The sequence below is a fragment of the Microbacterium sp. SLBN-154 genome (assembly GCF_006715565.1).
In the GTDB taxonomy this organism is placed as follows: Bacteria; Actinomycetota; Actinomycetes; order Actinomycetales; family Microbacteriaceae; genus Microbacterium.
In genome coordinates this window covers 3394225-3410379 of the sequence record NZ_VFNL01000001.1, presented here as the reverse complement: position 1 = coordinate 3410379, position 16155 = coordinate 3394225, and the positions used below count along the sequence as shown (strand labels likewise).

The following is a 16155-nucleotide window of genomic DNA, read 5'->3' as shown; positions in this document are numbered from 1 at the left end:
ATCGACAAGGACGTCACGTTGCCTCGCCATGCCCCCCTTCTTCGTGCGAGTGCCACGGCCGCCGCCGTGGCCCTTCTCCTCACCGGTGTCTCCCCCGCCGCCCATGCGGCGGAGTCCACCGAGACCTTCCGCGACTTCGAATCCGGAACCTCCGACCACATCCAGTGGGGATCGGCCGGAGCGGGGGTGCAGACCATCGCCGACGCCGGCACGGGGTCGTACCCCGATTCCGGGCCGAACACCCACGTACTCAGCTACGGCTTCGACGTGACCGCCGCCGGCGCGTTCGGCGGTGTCGGATTCGAGCGCGCCGCAGACATGCCGGCGCTCGACTGGTCGGCCTACGACGGCGTGCAGTTCTGGATGCACGGCGACGGGACCGCCTCGAGCATCCAGGTCGAGATCATGGATGCCGCCGCAGCCGACCCCGGCGTCTCCGACCGATGGGACACCGTCGTGCCGGTGGGCGCCGGCTGGAACCTCGTGAAGCTCCCATGGTCGGCGTTCGCCTACGCGTCGGACTACCAGGACTCTGGGGCTCCCAACGACGGCACGCTCGATCTCGACTTCGTGCGCGGTCTGCTGTTCCCGGCGAATGCGGGAGCGGCGACCGTGAAGATGGACGCCATCTCGCTGTTCTCCTCCGACGGACCGGTCGCCGCAACCGTCGGGTTCGACCGCACCGCGACGAGCGTCACCGAGGGTGAGACAGCCGTCCTCCCGGTCTCGCTCAGCCGCGCGGCCGAGGGTCCTGTGACCGTCGAGGTCGTCACCGCCGACGGCACCGCGATCGCGGGCGCCGACTACACCGCGGTCGCCGAGACGCTCACGATCCCCGCGGGGACCACGAGCATCGACGTCGAGGTGGCCACCACCGCCGACGAGCTCGTCAACGGCAACCGCACACTGACCGTGTCGCTCGCGACCCCGTCGGGTGCCGATCTCGGTGTCTCGACCGCGACGATCACCATCCGCGACGACGACGCCGCCCCCGCGGCGCCCCTCTCGCTCCTGACCGAGACGGTGGAGGATTTCGAGGCGGAGTTGGTGTTGGGGGATCCGGCGGCGGTGCCGCCGTTGGGGTGGTTCGCGGCGCAGGGTGCGGGGAATGTGCCCTCGATCGAGCGGGTGGCGGATGCGACGCGTCCGGGTGCTGCCGAGGGCAATGACGTGCTGCAGTTGGGCTTCGACACGTCGTCGTGGGCTGTGGTGATCGACAACTTCACCGATGGGACCTCGTGGGTGCCGCAGGACTGGTCGGCCTACCGAGGGGTGGGGTTCTGGATGCAGGGCACAAACTCGGGTGCGCCGATGTTCGTCGATCTGCTCGACAACCGCAACCCCGGTTCGACGGTGGATGACGCCGAGCGGTTCTCGGTGCAGTTCGTCGACGATTTCACCGGGTGGCGGTTCATCGAGCTGCCGTTCGAGGACTTCGCCCGCAAGAACATCGGCAACGGTGCGCCCGATGACGGCCTCACCCTGACCGAGGTGCACGGGTTCGGCATCGGCGTTGAGCAGACCTCCACACCCGTCACCCCCGTCATCCGACTCGACGACATCGCACTGGTGGAGTACCAGCAGACGGTGGAGGATTTCGAGGCGGAGTTGGTGTTGGGGGATCCGGCGGCGGTGCCGCCGTTGGGGTGGTTCGCGGCGCAGGGTGCGGGGAATGTGCCCTCGATCGAGCGGGTGGCGGATGCGACGCGTCCGGGTGCTGCCGAGGGCAATGACGTGCTGCAGTTGGGCTTCGACACGTCGTCGTGGGCTGTGGTGATCGACAACTTCACCGATGGGACCTCGTGGGTGCCGCAGGACTGGTCGGCCTACCGAGGGGTGGGGTTCTGGATGCAGGGCACGAACTCGGGTGCGCCGATGTTCGTCGATCTGCTCGACAACCGCAACCCCGGTTCGACGGTGGATGACGCCGAGCGGTTCTCGGTGCAGTTCGTCGACGATTTCACCGGGTGGCGGTTCATCGAGCTGCCGTTCGAGGACTTCGCCCGCAAGAACATCGGCAACGGTGCGCCCGATGACGGCCTCACCCTGACCGAGGTGCACGGGTTCGGCATCGGTGTTGAGCAGACCTCCACACCCGTGACCCCCGTCATCCGACTCGACGATCTGACCCTGGTCGGTCAGTCCGACGCCAACCGTCCGCTGCAGCTGAACTTCGCCCGCTCGACCTTCATCGTGGCAGAGGGTGACACCGCCGCGGCGGAGCTGCGGCTGTCGCGGGTGTCGGAGGAGGACGTGACGGTCGCGTACGCGACCGAGGTCGCCGAGTACCGCACCTCGACCGAGGACCTGCCGGCGACGGCGGACCGCGATTTCGTCCCGACCCGCGGCACGGTCACAATCCCGGCAGGTGAGCAGTCGGCCGTGATCGAGGTCGCGACGATCGACGACGACAAGGCCGAGGTCGACGAGACGTTCGTCATCCGCCTGTCCGAGCCCGTGGGAGCCGAGCTCGGGATGTCGACGATCGGACGGGTGAGCATCACCGACACCGACGTCGCCCCCGACGGCATGCTCGAGGACTTCGAGTCGGGCGCGGGTCTGCTGCGTCCCACCGGCGAAGCGGAGATCTCAACGCGCGAGATCGCCGCGGGCGACGACGGTGCCTATGAGGGCCAGTCGTCGTTCGAGAACGTGCTCGACATCGAGGGCACGGGCGGGTTCGCTCGCGAACTCGAGCAGTCGCAGGACTGGTCGGCCCGCGAGGGTCTCGGGTTCTGGTACCAGGGCGCCGGTGACGGGCGAACGGTGACGGTGGGCCTCGACGACGGCACGGCCGAGCGCGTCGGGCCCGAGGGCTGGGAGCTGGCGTGGTCGGACGAGTTCGACGCTCCGGCAGGGACGCCCGCAGACGAGCGCTGGTGGACCTACGAGACGGGAGGCTGGGGCTGGGGCAACGACGAGCTGCAGTACTACACCGACTCGACCGAGAACGCTGCGCACGACGGTGAGGGCAACATGGTCATCACCACGCGTGCCGTGGAAGACCCTGCGGCCTTGGGCCTGGAGTGCTGGTACGGACCGTGCGAGTTCACCTCTGCTCGCCTCATCACCGAGGGCAAGGTCGAAGCGCTCCACGGTCGCATCGAGGCGCGGGCGCAGATGCCCGATGGGGAGCCGGGGATCTGGCCGGCGATCTGGTCGCTCGGAAACGACTTCCGCGACGTCGGATGGCCGCAGACGGGTGAGATCGACGTGATGGAGTACGTTGGAAAGCTTCCCGACGAGATCTTCGGAACGATCCACGGTCCGGGGTACTCGGGTGGGAACGCCTACGGCCAGACCTACGACTTCGGCGAGGACCTCAGCAATCGCTGGCTGACCTTCGCGGTGGAGTGGGAGCCCGAGGAGATCCGCTGGTACGTCCAGCTCGAGGACGGCGAGGAGATCCTCTTCCACACCGCCACGCCCGAGGACGTGGCGCCCTCGGAGTGGGTGTACGAGCACGCATTCACGTTCCTGATGAACATGGCCGTCGGAGGCAACTTCGGTGGGCCGCTGGGTGCTGATCTGACGTTCCCGCAGGAGCTCAAGGTCGACTACCTGCGGGTTTATCAGGCCCCGGATGACGCGGAACGGTTCCGTGCCTCGTTCACCGACGACGTCGCCGGCTGGCGATACGTCGAGGTGCCCTTCGACGCCTTCGAGCGCAGCGACGAGCAGCCTGCGGGTGCGCCTGACGACGGACTGCAGCTGACGTCGGTCTCGGGCTACCGCCTGTCGACCGATGGAGCGGAGGCGGTGGCTGTGGACCGCCTGCAGGTGCTGACGGAGATCACGGACCCCGTCCCGGGTGTGGATCCGGGCCCCGACCCCGGCCCCGACCCGGGAACCGACCCCGGCGCCGGCCAGCCCGGCGTGCCCGGCGCCGGCGCTCCCGGCCAGCCCGCGGCCGGCGAGGGTCCGAGAGGCGTCCTGGGCGCGACCGGCGTCGAGGGGCCGTGGGCGGCGGTCGCTGCCGGTCTGACCCTGCTGCTGGCGGGTCTGGTCCTGGCCCTGCGTCGATTCGCGCGTCGACGTGATCTCGGAGGCTCCGAGGTCTGAGGCGATCCGAGGGCGTCGCGCCGGTCTTCCCGACGGCGTGGCGCCCTCGGCGTTTCGCCGCGGCATCCGGATGCGAAAGAGTAGCCCCATGGCGGCACGGCACGGCGAACGCATCGAGACGGTGCGGCGCCCCGACACCTCGGATGCGCCGGCCTTCGACCTCACCTACGTGCGCTCGGGGCCCCGGGGCGCGACGCCGGTCGTCATCCTTCCGGGCGGCCCGGGCCTCGCCTCGGTCCGTCCCTACCGCAGCGTCCGCCGGATCGCCGCGGGCGGCGGGCTGGACGTCGTCATGGTCGAGCACCGTGGCGTCGGCCTCTCGCGGACCGACCTCGCCGGAGCGGCCCTTCCGCCGTCGGCGATGCGCATCCTGGCGGTGCTCGACGACGTCGCTGCGGTCCTCGACCACGAACGCATCGAACGCGCTGTCCTGGTCGGCTCGTCGTACGGCAGTTATCTGGCGTCCGCGTTCGGCGTGCGCCATCCCGACCGTGTCGAGCGGATGCTGCTGGATTCGCCCCTGCAGTCCACGGCCGACCTCGCGATCGAGCGGGAGCGCGTGCGGGGACTGTTCTGGGACGCGGGTGACGCGCTCTCGGCAGATGTGCGCACGCTCGTGGACCGCGGTGAGGATGAGCGGTCGGTGCTCGACGTGGTCCGCGCGGCGTACGAGCTGGCGGGGCTCGAGCTGGCCGCCGCACTTGCGCGCCGGCGGGTGCGGCGCGGACCGCCGCTGACCTGGCGAGCGCTCTCGGCCTACGCGACGCGCGACGAGGACATCGCCCGTATCCCCGGGGTGTACGAATTCGACCTGGCCGGGGTGATCGCCTTCCGCGAGCTCGCTTACGGAGCGCCGCTCGACGGCCTGCCGCTCGACCCGGCTTCGACCTACGCCCCGCTCGCGCCGCGGTTCCCCGCGTTCGCGGGGGAGCCCTACGACCTTCCCGCGCTCACCCCCGCCTTCCCCTGGCCCCTGGTCGTCCTCAGCGGCACCCGAGACCTCCGCACCCCGCCCGCGATCGCCGAGCGGACCGCGCGGAGAGCTCGGGACGCCGTGCTCGTCACGCTCGAGAACGGACACAGCGCGCTGGACACCCACCCGGTCGCGCTCCTGAACGCCGTCCGCCGGCTCGTGCGTGGCATGCAGCACCGCCTCCCCGACGAGAGCGGCGTGCTCGAGCGGCTTCCGCGCCGCGGCGCGGGTGCGCGCCTTCCGGCCCTGCTCGAGGCGATGTCGCGCGCGGAGGGACTCCTCGGTCGTTGAACGCCCGAGTCAGACCCGACCGGCGTGGACCGCGTCGAGGGCGGCGGCGTCGGCGGAGCTCATCCCGTCGATCGGCTCGCCGTTCCACACGATGTCGTCGCCGAGAGCGGCGAGGATCTCCTTGCGGTCACCGTGCTGGATCTTCGCCCCGTGGACGATGGTCGCGGGGCTCCACATCATCGCCAGGCTGTCGTGCCAGCCGCTTCCGACATCCTTCACGTGCAGCAGGTCGTGCAGCGACGTCGGCAGGTGCGACAGCGGTTCGGCGAAGCAGTCGGCGACCACCGCGAGGGTGATCTCCCGCTCTGCGCCGGGCTCGGCGACGACGGGCTCGTCGACGTCGCCGGTGAGGGCGCGACCGACATCGGCGGCATCGAGCAGGATGACGCCGTTGGTGGGTCGCGGGTTGCATTCGATGATGCGCAGTCCGTCGCCGTGGTCGACGAAGTCGAACGACAGCTGGCCGGTGAACCCGGGATCGAGGGAGTCGACGATGCGCTGGGCGTAGCCGAGGGTGTCGGTGCTGTCCACGGCCAGGAAGGCGATCGCCGTGCTGTGCGCCCACTGCTCCGCGGCCACATACGTCGTGTGGGCTGTCACGCGGCCGTCGACGATGATGCTGTACGAGCACACCATCGGCCCGTCGACGAAGGGCTGCACGAGCCAGGGTTGCTCGGGGGTGGGATGACACTCGTCCACCGGCGTCTTGCCGGCGAGCGGACCGGTGTTGGTCAGCAGGCCCACGCCGCCGCGTGAGAACGCCGCCCGGGCGAAGTAACGGGGGAAGCGGGCGATGGTCTCGACGAGCTCCTCGTCGCTGGTGACCACCACCGTCTCGGGGATGGGGACACCCGCCTCCTCGGCGAGCCGCTGGAAGCTCGCCTTGTCGTGGAGGCGCGCGAGATCGCCGAATGTGCCGGTGAGCACGCGGACACCCTCGGGCAGATCGTCCTGGCGCGCGGCGAGGTAGAAGACCTCCTCGAAGGTGGGGATGATCACCTCGATCTCGTGCGCGGCGACGAAGTCCGACACCTCGGTGATGAAGGCGTCGGTGGCGAAGCGCGGCGACGAAGTCACCAGGTGGCCGGCGGCGAACCGTGAGTGGCTGCCGACCGCGCCGCCGTAGGTGTCGCTGGCGTAGACGGTGTGTCCGATGCTCCCGAGCTTGCGGATGAGATCCAGCGCGAAGGTGTTGCGGGAGCTGGTGACGAGGATGCGCATGGCGTCCTTCCGGTCGAGGTGCCGCTCAGCCTAGCGACGTCGGCTCCGGCCGGGTCGAAACACTGCGGCAACACGCCCCCGACTAGGCTCGGGGCATGGGTGACCTGTTCGACGGCTACGGTGCCACGCTGACGCCCCGCCGGTCGCCCGCGGGTGTCGCCCCGTTCGACGAGATGTTCGCGATGTCGCGGAACGGGTCGGCGGGGGCGGAGTCGCGGGAGGCCTATCGCGAGCTCCATCAGGCCTTGGCGCAGATGACCCAGGAAGAGCTGCGCGGACGCACCGAATCGCTCGCGAGCTCGTATCTCGCCCAGGGCGTGACCTTCGACTTCGCCGGTGAAGAACGGCCTTTCCCTCTCGACGCCGTGCCGCGCATCATCGCCTTCGACGAATGGTCGCGCATCGAAGCGGGGGTGAAGCAGCGCGTGCGCGCGCTCGAGGCGTTCCTCGACGACGCGTACGGTCATCAGCACTGCGTGCGCGACGGAGTCCTCCCGGCGCGTCTCATCGCGTCATCCCAGTACTTCTACCGGCAGGCCGCCGGCATCCACAGCGCCAACGGCGTGCGCATCCAGGTCTCGGGGATCGACCTCATCCGCGACGAGAACGGCGAGATGCGCGTGCTGGAAGACAACGTGCGCGTCCCGTCGGGTGTGTCGTACGTCATCTCCAACCGCCGCGTGATGGCCCAGACCCTTCCCGAGCTCTTCGTCTCGATGCGGGTGCGGCCGGTCGGGGAGTACCCCAACAAGCTCCTCGCGGCGCTGCGGGCCTCGGCCCCGCCCGGGGTCGAAGAGCCGAACGTCGTCGTGCTGACCCCCGGTGTGTACAACTCGGCGTACTTCGAGCACACCCTCCTCGCCCGACTCATGGGCGTCGAACTCGTCGAGGGGCGCGACCTGCTCTGCATCGGCGGCAAGGTGTTCATGCGCACCACCCGCGGACCCAAGCGCGTCGACGTCATCTACCGCCGGGTGGACGACGACTTTCTCGACCCGCTGCAGTTCCGCGCCGACTCGATGCTCGGGGCTCCCGGGCTCATGCTCGCCGCGCGGCTCGGCAACGTCACGATCGCCAACGCGGTGGGCAACGGGGTTGCCGACGACAAGCTGATCTACACCTATGTGCCCGACCTGATCCGGTACTACCTCGCCGAGGAGCCGATCCTGAAGAACGTCGACACCTGGCGGCTGGAAGATCCGGGTGCGCTCGAGGAGGTGCTCGACCGGCTCGACGAGCTCGTGGTCAAGCCTGTCGACGGCTCGGGCGGGAAGGGCCTGGTCGTCGGCCCCGACGCCTCCCCGGCCGAGCTCGAGGCGCTCCGCCACCGACTGCTCGCCGACCCGCGCGGGTGGATCGCCCAGCCGGTGGTGATGCTGTCGACCATCCCCACCCTCGTCGAGGACGGGATGCGTCCCCGTCACGCCGACCTCCGGCCCTTCGCTGTCAACGACGGCGAGGATGTCTGGGTGCTCCCCGGCGGGCTCACCCGTGTGGCGCTTCCGGAGGGGCAGCTCGTGGTCAACTCCAGCCAAGGCGGCGGCTCGAAGGACACCTGGATCGTCGGTGGTTCCGCGCCCTCGCACGTCGAGTACGGGCAGGGGGCCGGCCTGGCCGGGCTCGTCGCCGATCAGGCGGCCACGGTCACGGCCGCCATCCCGATCATCTACGACGAGCAGGACGAGGTGACCCACTCGCCCCAGGACCGCCCGCGCACGCGCACCGAGCAGCAGGAGCAGCAGCAGCAGGGGAGGGATGACGCATGCTGAGCCGCATCGCCGAGTCACTGTTCTGGATCGGGCGGTACATCGAGAGGTCCGACGGCACCGCGCGCATCCTCGACGTGCACCTCCAGCTCCTTCTCGAAGACCCCTGGATCGATGAGGACACCGCCTGCCGCTCTCTGCTGAGCGTGATGGGGTCCTACCCGCTCGAGGGCGCAGACCGGGTCGGTCGCGATGATGTGCTGCAGCGTCTTGCCGTCGACCGGATGAACCCCGCGAGCATCGCCTATTCGATCTCGGCGGCCCGCGAGAACGCCCGCCGTGCGCGCGAGATCGTCTCCACCGAACTGTGGGAGACCCTCAACACCACCAGTGCCCGGATGCCGCGGCGCCTCCAGCGCGACAAGGTGCACGAGTTCTTCCAGTGGGTGCGCGAGCGCGCCGCCCTCGCCGTGGGCGTCGTCGACTCCTCGACCAGCCGCGACGAGGCCTGGCAGTTCTTCACGCTCGGGCGCAGCATCGAGCGCACCGACATGACCGCGCGCCTGCTCGCGACGAGGTCGCTGACCGAGGCATCCGGTCCGTCCTGGACGACCATCCTGCGTTCGTGCGGTGCCTACGAGGCGTACCTGCGCACCTACCGGGGCATGCCGAGTGCGCGCAACGCCGCCGAGTTCCTGCTGCTGGACCGGCTGTTCCCCCGCTCGATCATCTACTCCATCCAGCTCGCAGAGGAATGCATGAGTGCCATCGATCCCCGCGCCGACCGTGTGGGGCACTCCAACACGGTGCTCCGCGCGCTCGGGCGCATCCGCAACGACCTCGAGTACCGGCCGGTCAGCGAGATCCTCAACGAGCTTCCGCATCACATGCAGCGCGTGCAGAAAGTGACGCGTGAGGCATCCGAGGCGATCAAGTCGCGGTTCTTCCCCACGCAGGCCGAGCCGAGCTGGATCGGGGAGATCTCGTGAAGCGCCTCCGCATCGAGCACTCGACCGGCTTCTCCTACCAGGGGAACGTCTCGGCGTCCTACAACGAGGCGCGAATGCTGCCGGGATCGACCGACAGCCAGTTCGTCCTGAACTCCTCGCTGGACATCGAGCCGTCCACATCCGTCAATCACTACGTCGACTACTTCGGCACGCGTGTGGCGTCGTTCGATGTCCTCTCGCCGCACGCGGCACTGCAGATCACCGCGCGCTCGCTCGTGGAGGTGCGGTCGCGTCCGATCGCGCACACGCCCCTCACCTGGCACGGGCTCGGCGATGAGGCAGCTGCCTCGGTGGCGACCATCGAGCAGCTCGGCCAGACCGCACGCACCCGCCCGCACCCGGAGGTGGCCGAGCTCGCCCGCTCGATCGCCGCCGCGCACACCCATCCCGGCGAGGCGGCCCACGCCATCTCCATCGCCGTCGGCGACGCCGTCGAGTACATGCACGGCGTCACCGGGGTGCACTCCACGGCGAGCGATGCGTGGACGGCGCGCAAGGGCGTGTGCCAGGACATCACCCACATCACACTCGGTGCCCTCCGCGAAGTGGGGATCCCGGCGCGCTACGTCTCGGGCTACCTGCACCCCCGGCCCGACGCGGAGGTCGGTGTCGCGGTCACCGGCGAGTCGCACGCCTGGGTGGAGTGGTTCGCCGGCGACTGGCACGGATTCGACCCCACGAACAACATCGAGATCGGCGATCGCCACGTGCTCGTCGGCCGGGGCCGCGACTACAACGACGTGCCGCCCCTGCGCGGGGTGTACGCGGGGCCGTTCAAGAGCCAGCTCAACGTGAAGGTCACCATCACGCGGGAGATGTGACCATCAGGGCGTCGATCCGATCCGCGGATCGCGACGAAACACCTTCGAGGCGGAGATCGCCTCCGCGTTCTCGCGCCGTGGCGCCGAACGTGACGACGACGACACGGCAGGGTGGACCAATGAGTTTCCGGCAGAGTCTGCGCGAGTTCGAGCTGGCCACGCGCCCGATCCATCCCGAGTCCAAGGCCGCGCTGGAGAAGCGCTGGCGAGAGCTTCCGCCGCATGCGCAGACCGACAATCAGCTGCTCGGTCGCTGCGCCGTCGGATGCGAGGGGACCCACGGCGTCTTCCCGAAGTGCAACCTCACCTGCTCGCCGTGTTACCACTCCGCCGATGCGAACAAGGTGCGCATCGACGGCGCGCACACCGTCGACAACGTCGACGAGCAGATGCGGTACCTCCGTCGCATCCGGGGCCCGCGCGCCCACGCGCAGCTGATCGGCGGCGAGGTCAGCCTCCTTCCGGCAGCCGACCACGCCGCAGCGCTGCTCGCGATGCGCGCGCAGGGGCGCGAGCCCATGTCGATGACCCACGGCGACTTCGACTACGACTACCTCCTCGACGTCGTTCTCGATGACGAGGGTCGTCCGCGATTCGACAAGGTGTCGTTCGCGGCCCACTTCGACTCGCTCATGCGCGGCCGTCGCGGGGCGGTGCGACCCCGCAGCGAGGCGGAACTCCACCCGTTCCGTGAGGAGTTCGCGCGGATGTTCGTCGATCTCAAGCGCGACCACGGGGTGAACCGCTACCTCGCGCACAACATGACGGTGACGCCCTCCAACGTCGACGAGGTCGAAGAGGTCACGCGCGCCGTGCTGGAGATGCCGTACGACATGATGTCGTTCCAGCCCGCCGCCTTCATCGGCGACGACCGGCGCTGGCGGGAGGACTTCGGCGAGGTCACGATCGACAAGGTCTGGGAGCGCATCGAGAAGGGCGCCGGGCAGAAGCTGCCCTGGCAGGCGACGCAGTTCGGCGACCCCCGCTGCAACCGGTCCACGGTCGGGGTGCGGGTGGGCGGCGTCTTCGCGCCGCTGCTCGACCCCGAGGACCCGAAGGACATCGCCGCCCGCGACCGATTCCTCGCCCACCACGGCGGGATGGTGTTCGGCGACGTGCCGAAGCCGGTGCTCGCCATCAAGGTCGCTCGCGCCGCGCTCGCGCACCCCGGTGACATCCCGCCCCTCATCGGGCTCGCCCGCCGGGTCGTGCGGCGCGCGGGCGGTCTTCGCCGGATCCTCCGTGCCGCCCGACGCGGGAAGCTGTCGTTCAAGACGTTCGTCGTTCACAACTTCATGGACGCCGAGCAGGTGGCGCCGGCGTGGGATCTCATGGAGAAGGGCGTCGTCTCCGACGACCCGGTGCTCAAGGAGACGCAGGAGCGGCTCGGGTCGTGCATGTACGCCATGGCGCACCCCGAGGACGGCCGACTGGTGCCCGCATGCGTCCAGCACAGCGTGCTCGACCCGCTGGAGAACGTCGAGCTGCGTCGCGTGCTGCCGCTCGTCGGCGCCGGTGCTGCCGGTGCGGTCTCGCCGTCGGTCGTCTCCCGCCCGTCGGGTCTGACGCCGGTGCGCAGCACCGGCCGCGCCGGCGCCTGACGCCTGCGCCGGCGCCTGATGTTCCGCGCCCCCGCCGATCCCGCACTGCGCCGTCGTCGCCGTCCGTCAACCGCTCGCCTGCCGCATAAGGCCCGGAGCGGCGCTCTTTGTGACAGGTGAGGCGTGGATGGCGCGGGGGACGGGTGCTCGGTTGTCGCAATCTGCGCGGGGTGGCGCCCTCTGTGACAGGTGAAGCGTGGATGGCGCGGGGGACGGGTGCTCGGTTGTCGCAATCTGCGCGAGGTGGCGCTCTCTGTGACAGGTGAGGCGCGCCGCGAGAGGCGTCAGGCGGCGACGACGTGCGCCGCGCCGACCGGGAGGGCGAGCTCGACGCGCTCGCCGAGCCGCGGTGCTCCGGCGGCCGTGACCTCGGCGTGGAGCAGCACGGTCGGGGTCACGCGGATGGTGAGGTCCATGCGGGCGCCGGAGGCGCGGGCTGACTCCACCGTCCCCGTCCATCGCTGGCCCGCCGCCCGTGCGGGTGCGACGGTCTCGACCGCGAGGGGCGCCCGCCCGTCGTCATCCGCACGGAAGCCCGGCAGACTGGGCCCGGTGAGCGGATGCCGCGACGTCGGCGTCTCCGCGGAACGCCGCACCTGCACATCCTCCTGCCGGACGACGAGCACCGCGGGGCCGCACACCGATGCATCCGGGACCGGGATCTCGCCGAGGGCGCTGGTGTGCACCCCGCCGGTGATGACGCCGGGGACGAGGTTCCGCGCCCCCATCAGCTCCGCGACCCGCACCGACGACGGCGCGCGGTACGCCCCGGCGATATCGCTCTCGTGCTGCAGCACGCCGCCGTCGAGGACGGCGATGCGGTCGGCGACCCTCGAGGCCTCGTCTCGATCGTGTGTGACGAGCAGGATTGTGGGGCCGACGGTCAGGCGCAGTTCGTCCAGGAGCGCATGCATGTCGGCGCGGAGCGCGGGGTCGAGGGCGCTGAAGGGCTCATCGAGCAGGAGCACCGCCGGCTCCGCGGCGAGCGCCCGGGCGATCGCCACGCGCTGCTCCTGCCCGCCGGAGAGCTCGTCGACCCGGCGTGCTCCGAAACCGCGCAGCTGCACCATCTCGAGGAACTCGGCCGCACGGGTTCGGGCTGCGCGGCGCGACTCACCCTGCACCCGCGCCGAGAACGCGACGTTGTCGAGCACCGACAGATGGGGGAAGAGGAGGGACTTCTGGAAGACCATCCCGACGCCGCGGCGCTCAGCGGCAACACCCGCCACGTCGTGGCCGTCGATCAGCACGCGCCCGCCGTCGGGGGCTTCCAGCCCGGCCACGAGCCGCAGCAGCGTGCTCTTGCCCGATCCGCTCGGGCCGAGGACGGCGGTGCACGACCCGGCCGCCACGTGGAGCGTGACGTCCGAGACCGCCGTCGTCGGCGCGCCGCGGAAGCGCTTGGAGACGGCGTCGAGGGTGAGTGAGGCGGTCATGCCGGAATCCTCTCCGGGGTGGGCGGGATGGCGGTTGCGGCGGGCGTGGCGGCGGTCGGCGTCGACCGCCGGCGCCCGAGCGACACCGTTGCCAGCAGAAGGACGATGGGCGGGATGATCGCCGCGAGCGACATCACAGCCACCGCGGCGTCGTTCCCGACGGCGGCCGCCGCGCCTGCGACGACGAGGGGGAGTGTCACCAGCTCACCGGCGCCGACGATGACGGTGACGAGGTAGTCGCTCCAGGCCACGAGGAACGCCAGGAAAGCCGCGCGGGCGAAGGCGGGGGCCAGCAGCGGCACCTGCACGCGCAGCAGCACGTCGCGCCGCGACGCCCCGAGCAGTCGTGCGTTCTCCTCGTAGGACATGTCGTAGGCGCCGTATGCGGTCCGCATCACGAACGCGGTGTACGGAAGGGCGAGGACGACCAGCACCAGCACGGTGCCGGCGACCGGGGGCACGTAGGTGCGCAGCAGCACCACGTTGACCCCGAGCACCGCGGCGAACGGCGGCAGCGCGATCGGCGACAGAAGCAGCGCTGCGACGGCGCGCGGCCAGGGCACGCTGCCGAAGGTGAGAGCGCGGGCGGCCAGAGCGCCGAGCGGGGTGGCGATCGCGGCGACCGTCACCGCCAGGACGGTGGAGGTGACGAATGCGGAAACCGCACCGAACCCCTCCGCCGCGACGAGACCCCGGGTGCCCCACGCGGTCGGGAGCGGCGACGGGAACGACCAGCGGTCGGCGCCGGCCCAGAGCACGAGCGGCAGGAACGGAAGGGCGAACCACACGATGAGCAGGATGCCGGTGGCCAGCCGCACCGCCCGCCCGGCGCCGTGCGAGACGACCAGGGTCGATCCGCTCGAGGCCGGCCCCGCGCTCATCGCCACACCGCCGTCCGCCGCAGGAGCGCGAAGGTGCCGGCCACGACGCCCAGCGCGATCGCCGAGGTGACGACGGCGACGGCGGCGGCGTCGGGCCGCGAGTCCAGCGAGACACCCTGGAACAGGCGGACCGCGAGGACGGGAAGCGGCTCGGGGTAGGTGCGGCCGAGGAGCCACGACACCTCGTAGGAGGCCAGCGCGTAGACGAAGCTGATCGCCGAGCAGATCAGCAGCGTCGGCGTGGTGAGGGGGAGGAAGACCCGGCGGAAGCGCTGCCAGCGTCCTGCTCCGAGGAGGGCTGCGCTCTCGTCGTACCGCGCGATGCGCGTGGCGAGGGTGCCCGTGACCACGAGCGCGATGAAGGCGGACTCCTTCCACGCGAATTCGGCGATGGCGGCGGCCCAGAGGGGTCCGCCGACGAACGCCGGCCAGGCTTCGGGAGGAACCCCCAGCATCCGCGAGAGCATTCCTCCGTCGGCGAGCAGCAGCCCGATCGCGGCGGCGCCGATCAGGTGGGGGACGGTGACCGTCGCAGCGCCGAGCGCAGCCACGACGCGCCCGCCCCAGCGACCCGAGACGATCACGACCGCGGCGGCCATGCCGACGACGGCCGCGATGAGCGTCGAGGCTCCGGCCACCCAGAGCGAGACGCCGACCGCCGCCCAGAGCGCCGCGGGGTCGCGGGTGTAGGCCGCGAACGACAGCTCGGCCTCACCGACGATGGGCAGGAGCCCGAGGCTCTGCAGCACGGTCGCACCCAGGCCACCGCCGACCACGAGCGCGGTCGCCGCCACCGCCGGAAGCACCATCAGCGTGCCCGCCCGGCGGTGCCGGGCGGACTGCGCAGGACGGGCGACCAGCGGGGTGAGCGTCACCGGCCGAGAACCTCGGTGCGCCAACCCTCGTCGATGGCGGGTACCCACTCGGCGGCGAGCTCGGCGTGGGCGTTCTGCGACAGCACCTCGTACGGGGGCACCACCGGCGACGCGGGCAGCGTGTCGAACAGCGCCCGATCGCCCGGTTCCAGATTCTCGATGTCGAGGACGGTGAACTGTCCCCAGACCTCCGGCTCGGCCTTGGCGACCTGCTGCTGAACCGACAGGGACTCGTTCGCGACGACCATCGCGCCGGCGACGGCGTTGGAGTTGGCGGGGAGCCCGAGGAAGCTGGCATTGCCGACGGTGCCGTCGGCGAGTTCGAGCACCTTCGTCCCGGCGGGGTAGGTGCCGTCCGCGACGAGTCCGGTGAGGGTGGCGGGGCCGTAGGTCATCATCATGTCGACCTGACCGTCGGCGAACAGCTGTCCGAGCTCGGCCTCGTTCGCGGGGTAGGTGTCGCCGCCGCGCCAGAGGCTCGGCGCGAGATCGGCGAGGCGGTCGTACAGGGCCGGCGTGAGCTCATCGAACGCCTCCTGCGAGAAGGCGGTGGGCACCTCGTCGGCTCCTCCCGACACGCTCGCGAGCACCTCGCGCACGAACACCGAACCGGTGAAGTCCGGCGGTGCGGGGTAGGTGAATCGTCCGGGGTTGGCCTCCGCCCACTCGAGCACCTCGGCCATCGACGTGGGGACGTCGGTGACGGTGTCGGAGTTGTAGACGAGAGTGAACTGCGCCTTGTGCCAGGGGGCCTCGCACCCGTCGACCTCGGTGCCGAAGTCGGACAGCAGCAGCGGGTCCTGCGGATCGGTGTTCGCCATGTTCGGCAGCAGATCGGTCCACCCGCACAGCCAGGCGTCGGCTTCTTTGCCGGTGCGGAAGTTGTCGCCGTTGACCCAGATGAGGTCGACGGTGCCGTCGTCGCGTCCGGCCTGGATCTCGGTGAACACGCGATTCAGGGCGTCGCGGGTGTCGGTGACGGGCACCCGCTCGAGGGTGACGCCGTACTCGGCGACCGCCGGGGCGAGGATGTCGTCGACGTAGGCGTTGCCCTGATCGTCTCCGCCGTACATCCACAGCTGCACGGTCTGTCCCTCGGCATCGGCCAGGACCTGATCCCAGCTGTCGGGCACCTCACCGCCGGGGGCTGCAGGGGCGGAGCAGGCGGCGAGGGCCAGCGCCGGAAGCGCCAGGGCGGCGACGGCGAGACGCCGGCGGCGGGATACGAGGTTCATTGCAGCGATCCTTCCAGGTTCGGGCCTCGGCTATCGTGAGCGG

Annotated in this window: 11 protein-coding genes; 6 read left to right on the top strand and 5 right to left on the bottom strand. The window is 70.6% G+C overall.

Going from position 1 to position 16155, the window contains the following annotated elements:
• Window positions 1-18 precede the first annotated feature (18 nt).
• Both FBY40_RS16490 and FBY40_RS16485 read left to right on the top strand, forming a co-directional pair.
• On the top strand, window positions 19-4062 hold the full coding sequence (locus tag FBY40_RS16490; RefSeq protein ID WP_268815540.1) for a carbohydrate binding domain-containing protein: 4044 nt from the start codon (window positions 19-21) through the stop codon (window positions 4060-4062).
• 88 nt (window positions 4063-4150) lie between these two features.
• Complete coding sequence (locus FBY40_RS16485; RefSeq protein WP_141939821.1) at window positions 4151-5326, top strand: alpha/beta hydrolase; 1176 nt, start codon at window positions 4151-4153, stop codon at window positions 5324-5326.
• Window positions 5327-5335: 9 nt separating this feature from the next.
• On the opposite strand, the gene FBY40_RS16480 is transcribed toward FBY40_RS16485, so the two are convergent.
• Window positions 5336-6547, bottom strand: coding sequence for a carbamoyl-phosphate synthase large subunit (locus FBY40_RS16480; RefSeq protein WP_141939820.1), 1212 nt, complete (start codon window positions 6545-6547; stop codon window positions 5336-5338).
• Window positions 6548-6642: 95 nt separating this feature from the next.
• On the opposite strand from FBY40_RS16480, the gene FBY40_RS16475 reads away from it, so the two are divergent.
• The 4 genes from FBY40_RS16475 to FBY40_RS16460 all read left to right on the top strand — a co-directional run bounded on the left by FBY40_RS16475 (window position 6643) and on the right by FBY40_RS16460 (window position 11685).
• Window positions 6643-8316: a circularly permuted type 2 ATP-grasp protein gene (locus FBY40_RS16475; RefSeq protein WP_141939819.1), complete on the top strand. Its 1674-nt coding sequence runs from the start codon at window positions 6643-6645 to the stop codon at window positions 8314-8316.
• Window positions 8310-9242: an alpha-E domain-containing protein gene (locus FBY40_RS16470; protein WP_124292387.1), complete on the top strand. Its 933-nt coding sequence runs from the start codon at window positions 8310-8312 to the stop codon at window positions 9240-9242. The genes FBY40_RS16475 and FBY40_RS16470 overlap by 7 nt, the downstream gene beginning before the upstream one ends.
• Window positions 9239-10084 (top strand): transglutaminase family protein, encoded by an 846-nt coding sequence (locus FBY40_RS16465; protein WP_141939818.1) that lies wholly within the window; start codon window positions 9239-9241, stop codon window positions 10082-10084. The genes FBY40_RS16470 and FBY40_RS16465 overlap by 4 nt, the downstream gene beginning before the upstream one ends.
• 119 nt (window positions 10085-10203) lie before the next feature.
• Entirely contained in the window at window positions 10204-11685 is a 1482-nt protein-coding gene (locus tag FBY40_RS16460; protein WP_141939817.1) for a radical SAM domain-containing protein, read from the top strand.
• A 284-nt stretch (window positions 11686-11969) separates the two neighbouring features.
• On the opposite strand, the gene FBY40_RS16455 is transcribed toward FBY40_RS16460, so the two are convergent.
• Genes FBY40_RS16455 through FBY40_RS16440 form a run of 4 tightly spaced genes read right to left on the bottom strand, consistent with a single transcriptional unit; the run spans window position 11970 to window position 16112 of the window.
• On the bottom strand, window positions 11970-13121 hold the full coding sequence (locus FBY40_RS16455; protein ID WP_141939816.1) for an ABC transporter ATP-binding protein: 1152 nt from the start codon (window positions 13119-13121) through the stop codon (window positions 11970-11972).
• Window positions 13118-14002, bottom strand: a complete 885-nt coding sequence (locus FBY40_RS16450; protein WP_141939815.1) for an ABC transporter permease — start codon at window positions 14000-14002, stop codon at window positions 13118-13120. The genes FBY40_RS16455 and FBY40_RS16450 overlap by 4 nt, the downstream gene beginning before the upstream one ends.
• On the bottom strand, window positions 13999-14877 hold the full coding sequence (locus tag FBY40_RS16445) for an ABC transporter permease subunit (RefSeq protein WP_235014973.1): 879 nt from the start codon (window positions 14875-14877) through the stop codon (window positions 13999-14001). Before FBY40_RS16445 ends, FBY40_RS16450 begins: the two co-directional genes overlap by 4 nt.
• The gene (locus FBY40_RS16440) at window positions 14874-16112 is read right to left on the bottom strand and encodes an ABC transporter substrate-binding protein (protein ID WP_141939814.1); all 1239 of its coding nucleotides are present in this window, start codon (window positions 16110-16112) and stop codon (window positions 14874-14876) included. The genes FBY40_RS16445 and FBY40_RS16440 overlap by 4 nt, the downstream gene beginning before the upstream one ends.
• Window positions 16113-16155: the final 43 nt, after the last annotated feature.